This is a genomic window from Cohnella hashimotonis (assembly GCF_030014955.1).
GTDB classification, from domain to species: Bacteria; Bacillota; Bacilli; order Paenibacillales; family Paenibacillaceae; genus Cohnella; species Cohnella hashimotonis.
The window spans coordinates 1,838,979-1,857,855 of the sequence record NZ_JAGRPV010000001.1 but is presented as its reverse complement, the minus strand read 5'-3'; the positions used below and the strand labels follow the sequence as shown (position 1 = coordinate 1,857,855).

The 18,877-nt window shown below is 59.0% G+C and carries 17 protein-coding genes; 2 read left to right on the top strand and 15 right to left on the bottom strand.

The features are described from left to right. Nucleotides 1-151: 151 nt before the first annotated feature. From KB449_RS07215 to KB449_RS07160, 12 genes are all read right to left on the bottom strand, one after another. Nucleotides 152-1,441 carry a class II aldolase/adducin family protein gene (locus KB449_RS07215; RefSeq protein WP_282907735.1) on the bottom strand — a complete coding sequence of 430 codons (1,290 nt, stop codon included), beginning with the start codon at nucleotides 1,439-1,441 and terminating at the stop codon, nucleotides 152-154. 105 nt (nucleotides 1,442-1,546) lie between these two features. Beyond that, nucleotides 1,547-2,671 (bottom strand): Ger(x)C family spore germination protein, encoded by a 1,125-nt coding sequence (locus KB449_RS07210; RefSeq protein ID WP_282907734.1) that lies wholly within the window; start codon nucleotides 2,669-2,671, stop codon nucleotides 1,547-1,549. A 2-nt stretch (nucleotides 2,672-2,673) separates the two neighbouring features. After that, a complete protein-coding gene (locus tag KB449_RS07205; protein WP_282907733.1) occupies nucleotides 2,674-3,762 on the bottom strand; it encodes a GerAB/ArcD/ProY family transporter in 1,089 nt (362 codons plus the stop codon). Nucleotides 3,763-3,774: 12 nt separating this feature from the next. Continuing rightward, a complete protein-coding gene (locus KB449_RS07200) occupies nucleotides 3,775-5,226 on the bottom strand; it encodes a spore germination protein (RefSeq protein WP_282907732.1) in 1,452 nt (483 codons plus the stop codon). Between the two features lie 69 nt (nucleotides 5,227-5,295). Continuing rightward, entirely contained in the window at nucleotides 5,296-5,781 is a 486-nt protein-coding gene (locus tag KB449_RS07195; protein WP_282907731.1) for a CBO0543 family protein, read from the bottom strand. Further along, nucleotides 5,778-6,233, bottom strand: coding sequence for a CBO0543 family protein (locus tag KB449_RS07190; protein ID WP_282907730.1), 456 nt, complete (start codon nucleotides 6,231-6,233; stop codon nucleotides 5,778-5,780). The genes KB449_RS07195 and KB449_RS07190 overlap by 4 nt, the downstream gene beginning before the upstream one ends. Before the next feature lie 102 nt (nucleotides 6,234-6,335). Next, nucleotides 6,336-7,103: a TIM barrel protein gene (locus KB449_RS07185; protein ID WP_282907729.1), complete on the bottom strand. Its 768-nt coding sequence runs from the start codon at nucleotides 7,101-7,103 to the stop codon at nucleotides 6,336-6,338. A 38-nt stretch (nucleotides 7,104-7,141) separates the two neighbouring features. Then, nucleotides 7,142-7,969 carry a phospholipase D family nuclease gene (locus KB449_RS07180; RefSeq protein ID WP_282907728.1) on the bottom strand — a complete coding sequence of 276 codons (828 nt, stop codon included), beginning with the start codon at nucleotides 7,967-7,969 and terminating at the stop codon, nucleotides 7,142-7,144. 73 nt (nucleotides 7,970-8,042) lie between these two features. Then, nucleotides 8,043-8,165, bottom strand: coding sequence for a hypothetical protein (locus KB449_RS07175; protein WP_282907727.1), 123 nt, complete (start codon nucleotides 8,163-8,165; stop codon nucleotides 8,043-8,045). 22 nt (nucleotides 8,166-8,187) lie between these two features. Further along, nucleotides 8,188-9,354 carry a Ger(x)C family spore germination protein gene (locus KB449_RS07170; protein WP_282907726.1) on the bottom strand — a complete coding sequence of 389 codons (1,167 nt, stop codon included), beginning with the start codon at nucleotides 9,352-9,354 and terminating at the stop codon, nucleotides 8,188-8,190. Between the two features lie 16 nt (nucleotides 9,355-9,370). Beyond that, nucleotides 9,371-10,477 (bottom strand): GerAB/ArcD/ProY family transporter, encoded by a 1,107-nt coding sequence (locus KB449_RS07165; protein ID WP_282907725.1) that lies wholly within the window; start codon nucleotides 10,475-10,477, stop codon nucleotides 9,371-9,373. Between the two features lie 19 nt (nucleotides 10,478-10,496). Continuing rightward, a complete protein-coding gene (locus KB449_RS07160; protein WP_282907724.1) occupies nucleotides 10,497-11,948 on the bottom strand; it encodes a spore germination protein in 1,452 nt (483 codons plus the stop codon). Nucleotides 11,949-12,133: 185 nt separating this feature from the next. Here KB449_RS07160 and KB449_RS07155 point away from each other — a divergent pair, with 185 nt between their 5' ends. Both KB449_RS07155 and KB449_RS07150 read left to right on the top strand, forming a co-directional pair. Beyond that, nucleotides 12,134-12,865 carry a hypothetical protein gene (locus tag KB449_RS07155; RefSeq protein WP_282907723.1) on the top strand — a complete coding sequence of 244 codons (732 nt, stop codon included), beginning with the start codon at nucleotides 12,134-12,136 and terminating at the stop codon, nucleotides 12,863-12,865. A gap of 4 nt (nucleotides 12,866-12,869) precedes the next feature. Further along, a complete protein-coding gene (locus KB449_RS07150; RefSeq protein WP_282907722.1) occupies nucleotides 12,870-13,307 on the top strand; it encodes a hypothetical protein in 438 nt (145 codons plus the stop codon). A gap of 279 nt (nucleotides 13,308-13,586) precedes the next feature. Here the strand turns inward: KB449_RS07150 and KB449_RS07145 are convergent, their stop codons facing one another. The 3 genes from KB449_RS07145 to helD all read right to left on the bottom strand — a co-directional run bounded on the left by KB449_RS07145 (nucleotide 13,587) and on the right by helD (nucleotide 18,865). Beyond that, on the bottom strand, nucleotides 13,587-14,234 hold the full coding sequence (locus tag KB449_RS07145; protein WP_282907721.1) for a transcriptional regulator: 648 nt from the start codon (nucleotides 14,232-14,234) through the stop codon (nucleotides 13,587-13,589). A 172-nt stretch (nucleotides 14,235-14,406) separates the two neighbouring features. Continuing rightward, nucleotides 14,407-16,254: a DNA helicase RecQ gene (gene recQ, locus KB449_RS07140; RefSeq protein WP_282907720.1), complete on the bottom strand. Its 1,848-nt coding sequence runs from the start codon at nucleotides 16,252-16,254 to the stop codon at nucleotides 14,407-14,409. A gap of 226 nt (nucleotides 16,255-16,480) precedes the next feature. Further along, nucleotides 16,481-18,865 (bottom strand): RNA polymerase recycling motor HelD, encoded by a 2,385-nt coding sequence (helD, locus tag KB449_RS07135; RefSeq protein WP_282907719.1) that lies wholly within the window; start codon nucleotides 18,863-18,865, stop codon nucleotides 16,481-16,483. Between the last annotated feature and the right edge of the window lie 12 nt (nucleotides 18,866-18,877).

Genomic DNA, 18,877 nt, shown 5'->3' with positions numbered 1-18,877 from the left:
ACGGTCACACGCTTCCTGCGGAGATTCGTTTGGCGTTCTGACGCCGTCGCCCGGACGCATGAATGAAAGTAAAAAAGGAACGCAAAAAAGCGCCAACGAAGAGAAAGTCCTCGTTAGCGCCCGAGCGATCTCGCTCCCGGTTAAGGCTCATCTATAGTCCGAACGCCTCTTCGATATCCCGGATGCTATCGTCGTCCATATGAACGATGGAGCCGAGATTCGCCGTCTCGATGATCGATTTGGCGCTGTACTCCGCGACCTCCAGCCGGTCGAAGGCGTTCAGCAGGCTGCTGCCCGTGGCGATAACGCAGTTGTTATCGACGAGCGCGAGCGGGACGTCCGGCGTAAACCGCGCCGCCGTCTCCTCCACCGACTCGTAGACGGATTCGAACGGAAGCTTAGGCATTCCGCGCAGCAAAATATACGCTTCGGGAATCGTCTTCGACTCGAAGGGACGGTCCGTCAGGGCGAACGCCATCGTGTAGGGCGAGTGGGCGACCAGCACCGAGCCTACGTGAGGCTGCTGCGCGTAGATCGCCCGGTGCAGCAGGACGGAGCGGCTCGGCTGCTTGCCCGGCTCAGCCAAGCCGTCCTTAATTAACACAAGATCTTCCGGCTCCAGATACTTGCGGTCCAATCCGTGCGGCGCGATTAGAAAAGCGTCGTCCGCCAGTTTCACGGAAAAGGTGCCCTGCGTGCTCGTGAACAAACGCTGCTCATAGGAGCGGCGAATGAAGTCGCACATCCGCACGCGCGCCTCGCGCTCGGCTGTCGTTATCGGACCGCTTCGCGCCGGAAGCACCTGAAGCGCCGGGGCAGCGGATGCCGCCAGCGCTTGCTGCGCCGACGTGAGCGAACGCGGTCGGCCGATGCCGGAGGCCTGAATCTCCATGCGCGCGCAAAACTCCAGCGTCTCGAACGCCTTGTAAGCATCGGCCAGCGAATCGCCGCCTACGACGATGCCATGGTTCTCGAGCATCACGCAGCGCTTGCCCTCCGCGAATACGGCGGCGATGTTCTCCCCGAGCTGCGCGCTGCCGGGCAGCGCATAGGGCGCGATCCCGACCTCGCCGCAAATCTCGCGTTCGCCGGGCAGCATGTCCACGTTGGGAACCTTGCGGACAATGCTGAACGAGACAAGCGCCGGAGGATGCGCATGCACGACTGACCGCAGGTCCGGCCTCGCTCGATAGATCGCCTGGTGAAACGGAAATTCGCTCGATGGCTTGTGCAGGCCCGCATGGCTCCCGTCCGCGCGCACGCGCACGATATCTTCCCGGCGCAGGGAACCCTTGTCCACACCGGCAGGCGTAATCCATATATCGCCGTCGTCGTCCAGGACGGATAAGTTGCCGCCGGACGTCGTCGTCATGCCGAACCGGTAGATGCGGCCGATCATCTCGATGATCTGATCGGCCGGAGGTAGATAATCGAACTTCATGGGGAAGCCTCCTCTTCGGGACCGTTTATATCATCCCGCTTACCCCATCAGCTTGCCACAACCTGCCGCCGCAGGCAATGACATTCGTCACACCGATGCGACCGCTCACGCGCTGGCATCGATCAGTCTGCCGTAATCTGTGATCTTGACCTCTGCGACGACTTGAATCTCGGCCTCCGAAAAAGCCTTGTTCCAATTGAGCGCTTTCCAGTCCGCATAGCGCATCTTGTCGCGGACGTAGCTGCCGATCCCGATGCCGTCCGCCCCCGGCTTTTGCATCTCGCGGATCAAACGCTCGCATCGTTCCGCAACGAACTTGCTCATGGCCCGCTCAAGTACGGGCTGACTGGCGAGATTGTTCATTTGCAGCAGGTCGTCGTATTCCATAAGGGAGCCTCTGAGCTTGATTCCGATGACGATTCGCGCGGGCTTGTTCCGGTTCGTATCCGGCAGCGACAAAATCTTGATCTTGCGCTTGCCCGAGACGTTAGCCAGCGAGATGTTGCCCGTTCCGCGCGGCGTTTCAACTTCGTCCATAAACAAAGCGGCATTCTTGGCATCCGCGCGAAGCAGGGAAAAATACATCGCGTCGTCCGCTTTTATTTTGGCGACGTACCGGTCCCTGACGAACAGCGCGATGCCGTTGACCTTCAACCCCTCGTCCGTCTCGCCTATAATCGTGGCGATCGGCTCCGTCCCGTCGTCGTAATAATCCCGCAGAAACGTATGCAGGTTCGTATCGTATTGCCCCCGGGTGGCGGCATCGGAGCGCACCAGATTATCGATATATTCGCCCATCGTCCCACCCTGCGCGAACGTTCTTTTGACGTACCGCTGGATGTCTCCCTCCGCGACCAGGACGTGCGTGCGGATGCCGATCGCAGGATCGCGGAAGATCGATTCCATCGGGAGCCATACGCCCACGCGCGCCAGCGACTCTCCGAACATGACTTGCCTCAGCTGGCCTAACACGATCCGGCGATCGTTTTGCATATCAAAATGAATTTTCGCTTGCTTGAAGCTCTTCGCAATATCCGTGTAAACGATGCTTTCCGTCTGATTCGTTTTTGGGATGCTGATCGTGACCTTCAAGGCTTTGTCGGGGCCATCCGCTTTCTCAAGAATGATCGTGCGCGCAAACCCGATTTTCTCCAGTATTTTTTGATCCCTGCATCCGGCAAGCATCGCGACGACGGCAAGCAGCCAGACGATTCCCTTGTTCCTTCTCACCGTCAAGAGACCTCCTTGGTCCGTTTGCCGCCGAGCTTGACGAGCAGCAGCAGGAGCAGCGGCAGCGCGAACGCGACGCCGGTCTCCGTGAAGTACGTAAGCCGAATCCAATCGGCGGCCTCCCGAAATACCGTCGGCAAAAAGCCGAGCGCGAATATCGCCGCCGCTAACGGCAGCGCTAGGCGCTTGTCTTCGATATGGGGCAGCATGCGGCGTAGCGCGCTTCGGGCGGCAAAAGCGAACATGACGGTGGTGACCAGATTGGAGAACAGGAAAAAGGGAAAAACCAGATTTTCAACGCGGTTGATAAAAGGCATCTCGATGTACTCCAGCGTGTGAATGACGGGAAACTGCAATATTTTCACTTCCTCGAAGCTGAAAAAACCGAAGGAAATCAGGATCGTAAACAAATGGGTCGACGTAATGATCGCATGACCGGCAAAGACACCTTTAAACAGTTTTGTCTTGGCATCCGAAAAAGGAAACAGAAACACGCAAAGCTCATAGCCGATAAAAACGGAATACACGTCGAGCATGCCGTTCAAGCTGTGGCCGTTTGTCGTGCCCTGAAACAAAAACGATGTGAACCGGTGGAAGCTCCAGTCTTTAAAAAAATTCGGCGCCAGCAGCAGCATCCAGATGGATAGCAAAAAAAACACCGTGGAGGCCTTGACGATGCTGTAGAGATCCTTGCAGAGCAGCACGTATACAAGCAGGCAATAAACGGCAAAAATCAGCATCGGCGAGCTCGTCTGGAAGCTTAGCGTCTGGAACACAAGCACAAAGCTCTTGCCGGCAAATGCGCCGATTCCGAGCCACAGAAGAGACAGCACCGCATAAACCGGATACAAAACGAACTTTGGAAGGACCGCCTCGGAGATTTCGAACACGGATCTTCCTTGTCCCGCACTGTAGACGAGCTTATAGAGCCAAATGTTAAAAGCCGCGATGAGCGACAAGCCCAGGAATCCGAGCCAGCCGTTCGTGCCGATCTGAACGGCGACCATGCGAGGCAGCATTAATACGGTGACGTCGAGCTCGATCATGTAAATTAGAAGCGCCACATGAAAGCTGTTCAGTTTTTCCTTCACGGGTTGCCTCCGCTATCTTTTGACTTTCGTACGAACCTTGTTCTTCGTTCGGCTGAGCGTAGGCCGCTCGCGCAGCGCCCAGAACGGGCCTCTGACGAGCGTGTCGAGGATATCCATGAACTTCGCCGGGGCGATAGGCGTCAAATACGAAGTGCCGAGATTCGTCACGCCGGCCATATGGACGACGATAAACCCGATGCCAAAGATCAGGCCCAAGTTGCCGAGTATGCCGGCCAGGATGATCAGGCCAAAGCGGATCAGGCGCAGCGATGCGCTCATGATATAGCTCGGAATAACGAACGAAGCGATCGCGGAGATCGCGACTGCGATGATCAGGATGTTGCTCGTGAATCCGGCTTGGACGGCGGCTTGCCCGATAACGATACCGCCGACGATGCCGATGGTCTGACCGATCTTCGTCGGCAGGCGCGCGCCCGCTTCCCGCAGCAGCTCGATCGTCGTCTCCATAAGGAGCGCCTCGATCAACGGCGGGAAAGGCACCCGGCTTCTGGACTCGGCGAGATTGAGCAGCATCGTGTGGGGAATCATCTCGTAGTGGAACGTCGTCACCGATACATAAAAGGCAGTAAAACAGATTGTGATCAAAAAGCCGATCAGCCGAAGGATGCGCAAGCCGGTGCCGATCGGCCACCGCTGGTAATAATCGTCCGGCGACGAGAAAAATTCGAGAAATGCCGTCGGCGCCGAAAACACGCCCGGACTCCCGTCCAGAATGACCGCCAGCCGTCCGCCGAGCAGCTTCGATACGACAGCATCCGGCCGCTCGGTCGTCAGATACTGCGGGAAAAGCGAGTTCGGATTTTCATCGATCAGCTGAACGAGCATATTGGAATCCGACACGCCGTCGATCTCGATGTCACGAATGCGGCCGGTTAACAAAGTCACGAATTCTTCGTTTGCGATTCCTTCGACATACATTAAAATGACGCGGGTTTTGGCGATTTCTCCGACCTCGAGCGCGACGGTCTTCAGCTTGGGACTGCGGAGCCTTTTACGGATGACGCCAAGGTTCTCCTCGAGGCTTTCGACGAAGCCGTCGTGCGGTCCGGTAATGACGGTCTCCGTCTCCGACTGCTCGACTTGCCTCCCTGTCGATTTGGGCGCATCGAAAAGGTACACCTTCTGTCCAGCAAAAACGGCGGCAGCTCCGTCCATGATGGACTTGATGCACGACTTCAGGTCGGTCGCGGCCCTGAAGGGCGCACCGGACAGCAGCGTGTTCAACGCTTCGGAGGACGCCTGGGACAAGGGACGTATCAGATCCCGCTGAAGGTTGTTCAGGTCGACGAGCGTCGGAAAATAGACCAGGTCGGCGCCGCTGCCCTCGAGCTTCTCATGAAGGCAATCCACGCAGCCCTTCATCGCCTCGGCCACGGCTTCGAGGGTTGGTTTCGTGTTTTCGTCGGACTTCGTTCCCCCGTCCACGTCCTTCGGGTCAGCCATCGTCAGCCTCCATTCAGCGCTGGCATTCTCCTCCATTTTGCCCGGACGAACCCAGCGCCATACGCCTGCTCATACGTCCAGCCGCGCCCTGTCCCCAGAGCCGAAGTACCATCGGTAAAACCTGTAGCAGGCCTGCAGCACCGCAAGCTCGCTGATCCAGGTCGCCGCGAGGTTCCAATGCTCGTAACGGACAAGATCGGTGTATATCTCGATCGGCCATTCTACCGCTGCCAAAACCGTCGGAAATGCAAGCGCGTAAACCGTGCGGTGCCAGAAAGGCTTCTCTGCGGGATAACGGACGTTAAAAATCGCGCCGATTGCCGGCAGGGCACAAAATTCGAAAGTTACGTTAGCCCGAGTCGCTTCGGTAAAGATGCGCTGAGGATAGCTGATCCAATGCAGTTCGACGACAACCAAGCCTAGAAGCCAAGCAATAAACTGCATGAAGATGATGCTTAGCGCAGCTTCCCTTCGTTTGTCGGCCGGGATGAACCCATATAGCAGCGCGGCAGACAGCATCCAGACGAAAGTCTCGATCCAGTGCTCGAGCTTCATCGGCGGACCTCTCCGTCTGAAGCGGCTGTCGGCTTCGCGAGGATCCAGTCCGAGATTCGCTTCACTGCCGGCAGCATGACCCATACGAACAAAAAGTCGAATTCAGAACGCCAGTGCAGATGAACCTGCAGGTTCGTCCATTTCGTCATCGCCCAGCTCCACAGCGCATAAACGGCCGCAAAGCACGCGGCATAGCCCAGTTGAACGCGAAGCGTGCGCCCGCGGACGATCATCGCGTAAAAAACGGCCATCGCAGGACATAGCGCGAAGTCCGTCGCGAAATCTTGTTGGGTGGCATAGGGAAAGAATCGCACCGGAAATTCTACCAGCCGGAACTCCGCCTTCAGCACGCCGAAGAGCCATTTTATCGTCTGCATCGTTAAAAAGACCGTCCAAATCTCCCGTATGCGGCTGCCCGACAGATACGGGACGACTAACATCAGCAGGAGCACGAAACTGCCCCCCGTCCATAACCATTCGGTGAGCAAAAAAAAACACCCCCGTTGGCTAGAATAGCCAAATCCAGGGGTGGTATGCACAGATGTAAACTTATATTACCCGAGACGTGCGACGATTTCCTCGTGGAACTGCTCGACCGCGTCGTCGGGATCGATCGTAAAGCCGCACTCCAGGCCCACATAACCCTCGAAGCCCGTCTCCTTGATCGCCTTTAAAATATTGATGTAGTTGAGCTCGCCGGTACCCGGTTGATGGCGACCCGGGTTGTCCGCAATATGGTAATGGTTGATCCGATGGCGATACGCCGTCGCATTGCGAATGACGTTGCCTTCGGTAATCTGCTGATGGTAGACGTCGAACACAAGCTTCACGTGGCTGCTGCCTACCTTGTCTACAATCTCCGCTCCCTCGTCCGAGCGCTGCAGGTAATGACCTTTGTGATCGACAAGACCGTTCAGCGGCTCAAGCTCCAGTACGATGTCGGCCGCTTCGAGCAGCGGCGCGGCCCGCTTCAGCGTCTCCACCATCGTGAGCTGCTGAACGTCTCGCGGCACGCCGTCCAGCTCGTTGCCGGTCTGAGAGATGATCGACTTGGTACCAAGCGTCTTGCACGCTTCAATCGTGCGGCTGATCCCGTCCAGATAGTCGCCGCGCAGCGACTCGTCCACCAGGCTGATGAAAGGCGTGCAGGTCGCGACGATACCGACGCCGATCCGCTCCTGGGCTCTCGCCGTGCGCTTCAAATCGTCGAGCTGCCACCAGGCGTAATATTCCAAGCCGTGGAATCCGAGCGCTTTTACTTTTTCGAGATGATAGATCTCGTCCTCGCCCTGATACGCGCCGATGCATAACGAAAACTTCATTGCGATTCCCCCTATCTTCCCTCGTATCGTCTACCCGTCTACCCGGCAGCCTTGCGAAATCCGGCAGCCTCCGCATCCGCTTCGCTGCAAAACCATTGTTCGGGCTTCGTGCGATCGTAGCTCTTGCCGCCGGGCACATGGTAGAGCTTGTCCCCTTTGGAATTGATATTGCCTTTGATCTGAGGCGATGCGCACGACGCGACGGGCGGCTCTGCGACGTCCTCTCCCTCGTCGGGCTGCTGCGCCTGCACCGATGGCGCCGGCTTGCCCTGCTTCGACGGCGAATCGTCCTCGGCAATGGCGGCTGACAGCGTCTCGTATCCCTCGCGATCGTTCCAGGCGCGCTCGAACGCTTCCTCGAACGATGCGGCCGCAGTCGCATCGCGCAGCACGACCAGCATCTCGTCATTCGTCGTGCTCGCTGCCTTGGAATAGTTGAAAGAGCCCGTTGTCGCCACTTGCCCGTCGGCGACGGTCATTTTCAGATGCATCAATCCGCTGTGACTGTTGATCTTGATCGGGATCCCTGCGCTGCCGAGCAGCTTGAGCGCTTCCTTCTGCGTCTTGCCGGATGCCTGAATGCGATCCGTCAGCAGACGCACGGCGACGCCGCGCCGATGAGCGTCGCGGATGGCCGCGACGATATCCGGATAAGTCAAGCTGTAGATGGCGACGTCAAGCGTCTCTTTGGCACTCTGGATGACGCCGATCAACAGCTTCTCCGGGTGCTGGTCGCCTTGCGTGAACGCCCATTGCACATTTCCCTTGCCGATGGCCGATGACGAGGCGGTCGACGAAGATGATCCGCATCCGCCGACAGGCAGCAGCAGCATAGCCGCGAGAATAACGCCGACTCCCTTTTTCATGCTGTCGTTTCCCCCGCTTCCCGCTCCTGACTATTCCAATTGTATGTCAGACGGGCATCGCGGGCAATACGCGCTAAGGCTTCTTTTTCCATGGCGGGTCCGACTTTACTTGCAGGAAGCGGCTCAATTTGCCTAACGCGTACGGAACGGCAAAGCTCAGGAACAGCCCGATCAACATCTCTCCGGTGAACAGCACTGGCGTTTCTCTCCTCGCAAGGTTATCCCCGCTCCGTCTGGTCGACGGTCCCGGTCAAGCGAATGCCGACGCGTGCGTGCGCCCTGACTTCGCAAGCCGTCAGCAGATTTTTGCCCTGATCCCAATCGTTTTTTACTTTTTTCCACGTGCGGGGATGGTTTCGCTTCAACTCTTCGCCGAGACCGAGCGCGTCCTTGCCGATCCCCTGCACGGCATAGACCGCTTCCTCGATCATCGATTCAATCTCGGAAGCGGCATCGCGCTGGATCCGATCCGCGATCGGCCGCTGCATCACGTCGATGGCGCCGGTGGTCTCGCGAATCGACACGACGGCGCTGACCGAGACCTTGAAGACGATGTGCGCCGGATCTTGGACGTCGGCACGGATGCGGGATCTGATCTCGTAGACGTTAAGCCCGATACGCGACCCGGCTGAACGAACCATGATCGTCCCCCTCATCTGATAGCCGCGCAGAAAATTAAGTCCGGCCGTTTGTCTGGCGTCGAGCGCCCCTTGCTGGCGATTCGTTTTGCCGTCGAAGATCGCGCTTCCGGAGACAAAGGCGGATTTGTCCTTCGTCTCGAGCGCTTGCACCGCATAACTCGTTTCGTTCATGAATCGCTCGTGAATATATCCGATCTGCGTAGCCGGAAGCTTTTCCAGGCTGCTGCGGTTGCCGGATATCTTCTCGATATCGGCAGCCGGCAGCCCTTCGTTCGGCGACTGGGCATACAGCGCGTCGGCAGCGTTGCCCCTGGAGACCAGAATCTTGATCGAGCGCCTGACGCCGGTGCCTCTCATGAAAAAATCGAGCATATCGGCAAACCCGGCAGTCTGGCTGGCCACCCGTTCGGAGACGAGTATGACCTTCAGATGATCGTAAAAAGGTGCCCGGCTAAGCTTGTCGGTCGCGTATTGGTCAAACGAAGACACGCTTGCCGCTTGCCCGCAAATATTCGAATAGCCGGTGCTGCCTTTACCGCCCTCCCCGTCCCCGCTCTGCCCGCCGGGAATGACGATTTGATAGCAAATCCGGAACTGCGAATCCGCGGCCTGCTCCTCTTCGTCGTCGGCCGGGGCCACCGCATCGATCGATATACCCACCACGAAGCCCCGATTGTTAATCTCAACACGGTCCCAGCAGCCCGTCGCCAGCAATGCGAAGACGGCTGTCAGCAGCAGCGGCATACGTATACTTCGAAGGCTAACCACCGGTCTCGCCCTTCCTTAGCCGCGCCACGATCAACAAAATGATCGGGATCGCGCCGGCGGTCCCGTACCCGATATAGCTGACGATCCATCCGAACCTCTGGTACTGCAGCATGTTCTCGGGCAGCATGTTGATGAAGTACGCGATCGGACACAAGATCAATATGCACAAGCGCTTGTCGAACTTGGAGACGATCGCCTGCAGGCAGCTGACGCTGGCTTCCATGGCCATACAGGAGGTATTGAATATCGTCATAATCCAAACCGTGAAAAAAATCGATTCCAGGCGCTCGAAAAATTGCCCCGGCAATCGCACCTCTTTGGCGATCTCGACGGTCGGAAACAAAATCTGCGCGGTCGCCTCCCTCGTGAAAATCGCGACCGAATAGAGGTAAGTCAGCAAACACAGCACGACGGGAATCGCGATGCCGATCAGCATGGCCTTTTCCGTGCGGACAGTCGGCCTGAGCAATGGCGCATAGAAGAGCAGCACTTCAAAGCCCAGCAGGGCGAAGGTCGTATCCTTCGTGCCGGCGACGAGCTCGAGCGGGCTGGTCGTCATGAACGGCTTCAGGTTGTTAAAACTCATCAGTTCAATGCCGAACAGAAGCACGACGCCGGAAATAAGGAGCACGATCGGCAAAAACATCGTGTTCAAGCGGAGCATCGCTGCGGTCGTGCCGGATACGGCATAAACGACGATAAGTAAAAAAGCGACCGTAATAAAGGCGATCGGCGTATTTTCGAGCAAATACATCCGGGAAATCTTGGCGATCGATCGAACCTCGTAAGCGAGATATAACAAAAAATAGATGCCGTAAATCGCCGATATGAGCGAGGCGATCGGTTTCGTGGCTATTTTTGCCGTATAGTTGTGAAAGGTGCTGCCTTGGAATCGGCTCGTTAACCTGCAGACGACGAGTCCGCATGCGGCAGCGATCGACCCCGCAGCCAAGATGGACACCCAGCCGTCGGATGCCTCGATATGACTGGCCAGCATGCTTGGCAGCGTGAGAATGCCGATTCCGATCATGATCGACGAGATCGTCATCGACACTTCGCGGGTTCCGATCTGATTGTCCCCGTAGTCGAATGTTTTCATGGTGAGCCGCCCTTTGCACTTATTTCATGCGATTTTTGTCCTTCGTGCGCATCATCTGCGGCCGGGTGGCCAACAGCTTAAGCGGCGCGCGCAGGATGAGATCCTTCCAATCGTTCAGGAAAGTCGGCGCGAACGGCGTCGAATACGGGATCCCGAAGCTCTTCAGATTGGCGATATGAATATTCAGCATGATGTAGGCCAGCACGATTCCATATAGGCCGAACAACGCCGCCGCCATCATGACCAAGAAGCGCAGCAAACGCAGCGAGATCGCAAAGGTATACGAGGGCAAAGAAAACGAGGAAATGGCCGTAATCGCGACGACGATAACCATAATCGGACTGACGATGCCCGCTCTGACCGCGGCTTCCCCGATAACGAGACCGCCCACGATGCCGATCGTCTGGCCGATCGGCCTGGGCAGCCGTATGCCCGCCTCTCTGAGCAGCTCGAGCGTCGCTTCCATGGCGAACGCTTCGACGACCGAAGGAAACGGCACGCCCTCTCTGGAGCCTGCGATCGAGAAGGCGAGCTCCGAAGGCAGCATGCCGTGGTGGAATTCGGTCAGCGCGATATAAAAGGCCGGCATGAAGGTCGCGAGAAAAGCGGCCCCGAACCGCATGACCCGGATAACTGTAGATATAATCCAATTTTGGTAATAATCCTCAGGCGAATGAAAAAACGAAAAGAACGTCATCGGCATGATGAGCTGAAACGGCGTGTTGTCCACGATAATGCCGATCTTGCCCTGCAGCAGCGCGGCCGACAGCTTGTCGGGACGCTCCGTGCTCATGATCTGGGGAAAAGGGGACAATTGATGGTCCGTCAGCCACTGCTCGATGAAGCCCGATCCCGCTATCTCGTCCACGTCAATCGTATGAATCCGTCTGCGTACCTCTTGCAGCAGCTCGTCGTGGACGATGCCTTCGACATAGGCGACGGCGATGTCCGTCCGCGAGCGTCTGCCCAGCTGGAACGTCTCGAAGCGCAGATTCGGATCGCGAAGCCTTCTTCGGATCAACGCCGTATTCGTGCGGAAATCTTCCGTAAAGCCGTCCCGCGGTCCGCGAATCAGCGCCTCGGTCTGCGGTTCCTCCACGGATCTCGAATTCCAGAACTTCGTGCCGACGATCTGCGCGCAGTCGCTGTCCTCGGACAGCACCGCTGCATCGCCGGACAAGATTGCGATGAGGGCTTCGTCCAGCGAGTTCGTCGTTCTGACTTCCTGGACGGGCAGATTCGCCTTGCCGGCATCCGAGCCGATCAACGGCTCGAGCAGATGCTCCTGGACGACCAAGCGGCTGGACAAGCCATCGATGCAAAAAACCGCATACCGGATGCCGCTCTTGGATTGATGCTCGCTGACGAGCAGGTCCGACGCATGACCGAGCTTTGAACGGATCATGTCGATATTTTCGCTTAGGACGACAGCCAGCTTGGCAGGCGGAGACGCCGATTGCGAATCGTTCACAATTCTCACCGCCCATTTTGTCAGTTATACGAGGGATGCCGCGACCAGCAGACCTTCGACTTGCCAAGTATATCCACACTTCGGCGTTTCTACTCCGAGCTGGAAGGACGCATAATTACTGTAATAAATTGCAAACTAGAGGCATGGAAAATACCTTCTCTCGCACACGGTACCCGATTCTTCGCATGAGCATGCTCGGCGTCACCTATGCGTCAGTCCCTCGCCCGCTTATGGTCGCCTGGTGGTCGTCGGCCTTTCCCGGCTTCGGCCATTTTATTATCAATCAGTATGCGCGCGGCGTCCTGCTCACGCTGACGGAGATGCTGATCAACAGGCTGTCCCGGCTGAACGATGCGATCGTGTACACGTTCTGCGGACGCTTCGACGACGCCACGGCCGTGCTCCACGCCGACTGGGCGTTCGGGTACGCGACCATTTATTTGTTTACCATCTGGGACAGCTACCGCGCCGCCCGTTACCAGGGTCGCCTGCGCTCGCTGTCGGCCGAAGAACAGCCGCTTCCGCGCATGATGATTCATCCGATGGAGGTTCAGTATATCGAGCGTAAAAAGCCGCTGACCGGCTTTTTTTACTCGCTGCTCTTCCCCGGGCTCGGACAGCTGTACAACCAGCGGTTCTGCCTGGCCTTTTACCTGATGTTCTGGTGGTGGGTCTATATCGGCATGTCCCATTCGCTTGCCGCAAGCGTCGAGCTGCTGTACGGGTCCGTCTCGCGTTCGACCGGGATGCTGTCGCAGCACTGGTTCATGTTCATGCCTTCCGTGCTCGGAGGCGCGGCTTACCATGCTTACCGGGTGACGATCGAGCAGAATCGGCTGTTCTGCGTGGAGCAGCGGGAATACTTAAAAAAAACGTACGAACGGACAGAAATCGCGATATTTTTAGATTCGGGGTGAGATTATGCTGTTGATCGGATGCTTCGCCCATTCGCTAGAGCTGGAGCAGGCGCTTGCCGACATCGAGCGTAGCGGGATCGAGCGTAGGCATATTCTGGCGGTGGGCATGAATCTGCGCGCCGACTCGGCAGCCGAAGCCAGGCACAGCGACGCCGTCGAGATGGGAGCCGCTTGGGCGACGGCATTGGCCGTCGTCGGCGTAGCCTGCGGCTTCGGACTCGCATGGGGACCCATCGTCTGGGGGATCGTCGGAGCGGTCGTCGGCTTCGGCATGGGCTTCTGCCTGCACCGTCTATGGCTGCGAGGTCCCGCCCGTTCCGGCACCTCGGCGCCGGCGCCTGAAGTGACGGTCATCGTCCAATGCCCTGCCGGCTTGTCGGATGCGGTCCGCTTCGCCATGTATCGCCGCGGCGCGCTATCGGTCGGCGAGAGCGGCGCTTGAAAGATGGAGAAGTGTTAACCGCTACGCGCTCCCCAGCCAAGCTCCGCTGCGCCGCTCTCTAGCTCGCGGACCTTAGTTCCGCTATTCTCACTTATTCGGTCTTTTTTGGACTGTTTGCGGACAAGAGAGCCCTTATTTTGCTTTTCAGCAACCCAATCCCCCCTCTTTTGCGCGAATAACGGAACCTGAGTCCGGATCCTCTACAAAGAGGTTGGCTTTTGTAAAAATAACGCCTCCCGGGTCCGCTTGTCCGCAACCGCTGTCCGTTGTCCGTTGAACTCAACTTCTAAGTCTGTATGCGCGTACTCTTTCGCCGCCCCCGGCGGGCTCCAGCAAATGCATCGCCACCAGCCTCTGAAGAACGCGCCTGGCGTGCCGGTCGCTTACCCTCAGATGGTCGGCCAGTTCCAGCGGCCTAATCGGTCGCAGCATGCGCCGAGCCAACCGCACGGTTTCCGCTTCCAGCCAATCAAGAGAAGAGGAGGCATCCGACGCGATAAAATGGCCGATAAATGCAAGAACCAGCTGCTGGCACTGTCCCGGCTCCTCTACGATCGACGGGTAAGCGATAGGCAAAAACGTCCATCCATCGAGCGCCATTAGGCAATGCCTTCGGCACAAATCCTTGAACCGTCTTACATCGAGATCTCTGGCATGCGGACCATAGCCCTGAATCTCTATCGCTCCCTTCGCTCCTCCCGGCATATAGGCGAGATCGATATACCTGTAGCCCCCGCCGAAGTCGCGCACTTCCCATTCGGGATACAAATCGTCGAAATGGCCGACACGGGGAAACCATATCGTTCGCAAAAACTCGACCGTACTGTGTCCTAAGCCTTTCTCGAGCCTTTCCCTCCTCCGCGGATTCGTTTCCGCCTCAATATGCGCTTGCAGCCAAACTGTGTACGATTCATCGAACCGGGACACTGGACACGCCTCCTCTAATCCGCCGGAACAACAAAAGCCGCTCCCCGCATCTTCCCGATCCTGGAGACCGGGAAAACGCATGAAAGCGGCGTGTGCTTCACGTCGATTAATGATGATGTAATTATAGCCCCGAAAGGACGGAATTGTCTACAGCTGCGCAACTAGTTCATCGCTAGCCCTCCACATAAACCCGAATCGCTTCCGCGAACGCCTCGCCGTACTTCTCTAGCTTGGCGTCGCCCACGCCTTTGACGCGGCGCATCTCATGCTCCGACGTGGGGCGCAGCGCGCACATCTCCCGCAGCGTGGCGTCGCCAAAGATGATGAACGGCGGCACGCCCTCGCGCGTCGCGAGCGACTTGCGAACCTCCCGCAGCCGCTCGAACAGCTCGGCATCGGCAGGCGGCACGGCCGATACGCCGCCCGAGCGCGAGCGGCTGCTCGTCCGCCCGCCGCTCTGCTGCGGCTCGATTCGCTGGAATACCTGCTCACCCTCGCTCATGACGCCGCGCACCTTGGCCGCCAGCTGCACGACCGGATACTGGCTGTCCGTAAGCTTGAGATAACCGTCCGCGACGAGCCCGTGGATCAGCTGCACAATTTCCTTTTCCGACAGACTCCCGAGCCTGCCGTACCAAGGCAAGCTGTCGAAGCCGAACTGCCGTACCTTGGCATCGCTCGCGCCCCGCAGCACCTTCGCCGTCAGCGTAATGCCGAAGCGCTGCTTCATGGCGGAAACGCACGCGAAAACCAGCTTGGCCTGGTCGGTCACGTCTCGCAGCTCCCGCTCGTCGTTGCAGCTGCTGCATCTTCCGCACGGCTCGCCGCCGTCCTCGCCGAAATACCGGACGATCGCGCGCTGCAGGCAATCCGACGTATGCGCATATTCCACCATATCGTTCAGCAGCCGATAGTCGTTCCGCTTGCGCTCGTCTTCCGCTTCGCTCCGCTCTATAAAAAACTTTTGCGTCACGACGTCCTGCGCGGAAAACAGCATCACGCACTCGCCCGGCTCGCCGTCCCGTCCCGCGCGGCCGGCCTCCTGGTAATAGGCCTCCAGATTTTTCGGCATATTGAAGTGCACCACGTAGCGCACATTTGATTTGTCGATGCCCATGCCGAACGCGTTGGTCGCCACGATCAGCTGAAGATCGTCGCGGATGAACGCCTCCTGGGTCCGCGCGCGCTCCTCCTCCGGCAAGCCGGCATGATACATGCCGGCCGGAAGCCCCAGCGAGGTCAGAAACCCGGCAAGCCCCTCGACCTCCCGCCGCGTCGCCGCGTAAATAATGCCGGACTGGCCGGCGCGCTCCCGGATGTAGCGGACGAGATAGTCGCGCTTGTCCGCATTTTTGACGACCGACAGCGACAGATTCTCCCGCGCATAGCCCGTCGTGATGCGAGCCGGCGACGCCAGCCTGAGCCGGTCGACGATATCGTCCTTGACGACGTCCGTCGCCGTCGCGGTGAAGGCCGCCATCACCGGGCGCGGCTCAATATCCTGCAGCATGCGGGAAATTCCCATGTAGCTCGGACGGAAGTCATGCCCCCATTGCGAGACGCAGTGCGCCTCGTCGACGGCGACGAGCGGCACCTTGATATGACGCAGCATCCCGCGAAAGCGCTCGGACTCGAGCCGCTCAGGCGCGACGTACACAAGTTTGTAGTGTCCGTAATAAATATCGCGCAGCCGGTCGTTGGTTTCCTTGGCCGAAAGCGTGCTGTTGATGAGCGTCGCCTCGATGCCTGCCGCGTTCAAGGCATCCACCTGGTCCTTCATGAGCGAGATCAGCGGCGATACGACGATCGTCACCCCCGGCATCAGGAGCGCAGGTACTTGATAACAGATCGACTTGCCCGCGCCGGTCGGCATGACGCCGAGCGCATCCCGGCCGCTCAGAATCGCTTCGATCAGCTCCTCCTGTCCCCGCCGAAACGCATCGTACCCAAAGAAGCGCTTCAGCACGCTGCGCGCCTCCCCCATCGACCGGCCGATGTCCTTATCTATCGTGTCAGGCATATAGGTTCCTCCTTGAATTTCCGCGCGGAAGCTGCCGATTAACGGGCAGTCTCCGCAAAAAGCCTCTTTCATAAGTTCCTGCTTGGTCATTCGTTAATGCTTTCGTTCGTTAAATGCAGTCGCTCGTTAATGCAATCGTTCGTTAATGCAATCGTCCGGTCCCCGCAGCCAATCGCCTTGGGGCGCAAGTCCGGCCAAGTCCGATGCGCTTCAACAAGCCCTGTCGCTATGTCAGGTACGGCGACAGCTCGCCCGTATAATAAATGTGCAGCACGTGCAGCGCGCGCGTACTCACCGTGTACAGCAGCTTGCGGTGCCGCTCCTGCCCGTATCGCTCCGCCGAGCCATCCCAGACGAGGACGGCGTCGAATTCAATGCCTTTCGACAAATAGGAGGGCAGCACCGAGACGCCTTTCGGCAGGTTGGCCGAACCGCCGCTGACGAGCGTCACCGGCACGTCCTCGCCGAGCTGCTCCTTCAGCAGGGAACATGCGTCGCCGGCCTCCTGCGCCGTCTTCGCGATAACGCCGATCGTCGCGTGGCCCGCCGCGAGCAGCGCCGTCACATCCGCGGCTGCCAGCTCTGCCAGATGCGCGCGATCCCGGCAGCGGATCAGGCGGGGCTCCTCCCCTTCGCGGTTGAACGGGCGGATCCCTTCGGCGTCCTCCGGCTTCAGAATCCGTTTCGACAGCTCGACGATGGGCTTCGTGGAGCGGTAGCTCGTCGTGAGCCGCCAGACGGCCGTGTCGGACGGTTCGGCCAGACGCGTCCAGCCCCCGAAGCCGCCGCTGTCCTCCGCCTGCGCGTAGATCGCCTGGTTGAAGTCGCCCAGCACCGTCATCCGCGCGCGCGGGAACCGCCTCCGCAGGTAAGCCGCCTGGAACGGCGAATAATCCTGCGCCTCGTCGACGAACAGATGCTTCACTTCGCCCTCGACCTTGCGGAAGCCTTCGAGCGCTTCCATCAGATACAGCAGCGGCGTGGCGTCTTCGTGATCCAGCTCCTTGCGGCCGAGCTTGTCCTCGACGCGCTGCGCCATCCAGTCCCACCCCTCCGGCAGGCGGCCGTCCGGCGCGCAAGCGGCGAACAACGAGCGGCTGACGAACAACTGACGATACGTCTCGGGAGCGTCCATGAACCGGAAGCCCTTGACCGCACGGCGCAATGGACCGATCGCGTTCTCGGCGGCCTGCCGCAGCAAGAGCTCCGTCATCTTGTCCTCGTCGTCGAACGCGCCTTCGTGGAAGCCGCCCTTCCGCCTAACGCTTACGTAAGCCCGCTGAATATCCTCTTCCTCCAGCAGCTCTGCGGCTTGTTCGACCCACGGCTCTTGCAACTGGTCGTCCACCCACGCCGTCAGGCGCCCGTTCAGCCACCGCCGCAGCTTGGCCAGCCGGTCGCCGAAGCTGTCTTCTCCGTACTCGCCGTAAAATTGACGGCTCATCTCATCGGCGGACACAATCGTATCGCCCTTGAAGCGGAGCTGACGGAAGACGACGCCCTCCCGCTTTAGACGGTCCAAATACGCCGCGACCGTCTCGAAAAAATGCTCCGAGCCCTTATACCGTACCGCGCGCGCCCTGGCATCGCCCTCCCGCGTACCCTCCGTCGCCGCAAGATCTTCGGTCTGCGCGAACAGGTCCTCCGCGTCGAAGCGCCTGCCAAGCCGCGCCTCGATCAGCTCGCGGAACGTCATCTGGCGCATATTGGCTTCGCCCAGATCCGGCAAAACGCGAGAGATATAGCCTTTGAACACCGGGTTCGGCGAAAAAAGCACGATCTGCTCGGCCGTGAGGCTGTCCCGGTAACGATAGAGCAGATAAGCGACGCGCTGCAAAGCGGCAGAGGTCTTGCCGCTGCCGGCCGCGCCCTGCACGACGATGAGGCGGTGGCGTTCGTCGCGGATGATGCGGTTCTGCTCCTTCTGTATGGTGGCGACGATGCTTTTCATCGCCGTGTCGGACTTTTCGGACAGCACCGCCTGCAAGATATCGTCGCCGATCGTCTCGTCCGTGTCGAACATATGCCTCAGCCGCCCGCCGCGAATGACGAACTGGCGCTTGAGCGTCAGCTCGCCCGCGATCTCTCCCCCCGGCGTCTCATAGGACGCGGGACCCGGCTCGTGATCGTAAAAAAGGCTCGAGACCGGCGCGCGCCAGTCATAAATGTAGAACGTCTCTCCATCATCGCCGACGAGAGACGCTCTGCCGATATAGATGACCTCGGGCTCCGCAGTCTCCCCTGCTGCTCCTTCGCCGGCGTCGTTCGAGGCAGCCGCCTTTTCGGCAAAGTCGATCCTCGCGAAATAAGGATTGTCGTGCTGATGCGCCAGCCGCTCGGCGGCCTCCGAAGCGACCCTGTGGCTCCGCTCGCGCTCCGCCAGCAGCTCGGCCTGCTGCACGATGCTGCTCCACGTCTCTCCGAGCTCCGTCTCGTCGGAAAAGTTGATCGCCAGATCGTCCCAGAACTCCTGGCGAATGCCGACGACGTCTCCCCGCCGCTCGCCTTGTACGGACATTTCCTTCAGCAGCTTGCGGTCAATGATCCTGATCACCTCGGCGAGGCGCTCGGTCTCGCCGGTCCGTGCATCCGTCCGTTCCTGTTCAGACACCTGTCTTCTCCT

Coding starts and splice junctions, on each gene's coding strand:
- KB449_RS07195 (WP_282907731.1), bottom strand. CDS start 5,781: ATGAAGCTCGAGCACTGGATCGAGACTTTCGTCTGGATGCTGTCTGCC.
- KB449_RS07150 (WP_282907722.1), top strand. CDS start 12,870: ATGCTGTTGATCGGATGCTTCGCCCATTCGCTAGAGCTGGAGCAGGCG.
- KB449_RS07165 (WP_282907725.1), bottom strand. CDS start 10,477: ATGAAAACATTCGACTACGGGGACAATCAGATCGGAACCCGCGAAGTG.
- KB449_RS07185 (WP_282907729.1), bottom strand. CDS start 7,103: ATGAAGTTTTCGTTATGCATCGGCGCGTATCAGGGCGAGGACGAGATC.
- KB449_RS07215 (WP_282907735.1), bottom strand. CDS start 1,441: ATGAAGTTCGATTATCTACCTCCGGCCGATCAGATCATCGAGATGATC.
- KB449_RS07180 (WP_282907728.1), bottom strand. CDS start 7,969: ATGAAAAAGGGAGTCGGCGTTATTCTCGCGGCTATGCTGCTGCTGCCT.
- KB449_RS07155 (WP_282907723.1), top strand. CDS start 12,134: ATGAGCATGCTCGGCGTCACCTATGCGTCAGTCCCTCGCCCGCTTATG.
- KB449_RS07170 (WP_282907726.1), bottom strand. CDS start 9,354: ATGCCGCTGCTGCTGACAGCCGTCTTCGCATTGCTGGCGACGGGCTGC.
- KB449_RS07200 (WP_282907732.1), bottom strand. CDS start 5,226: ATGGCTGACCCGAAGGACGTGGACGGGGGAACGAAGTCCGACGAAAAC.
- recQ (WP_282907720.1), bottom strand. CDS start 16,254: ATGCCTGACACGATAGATAAGGACATCGGCCGGTCGATGGGGGAGGCG.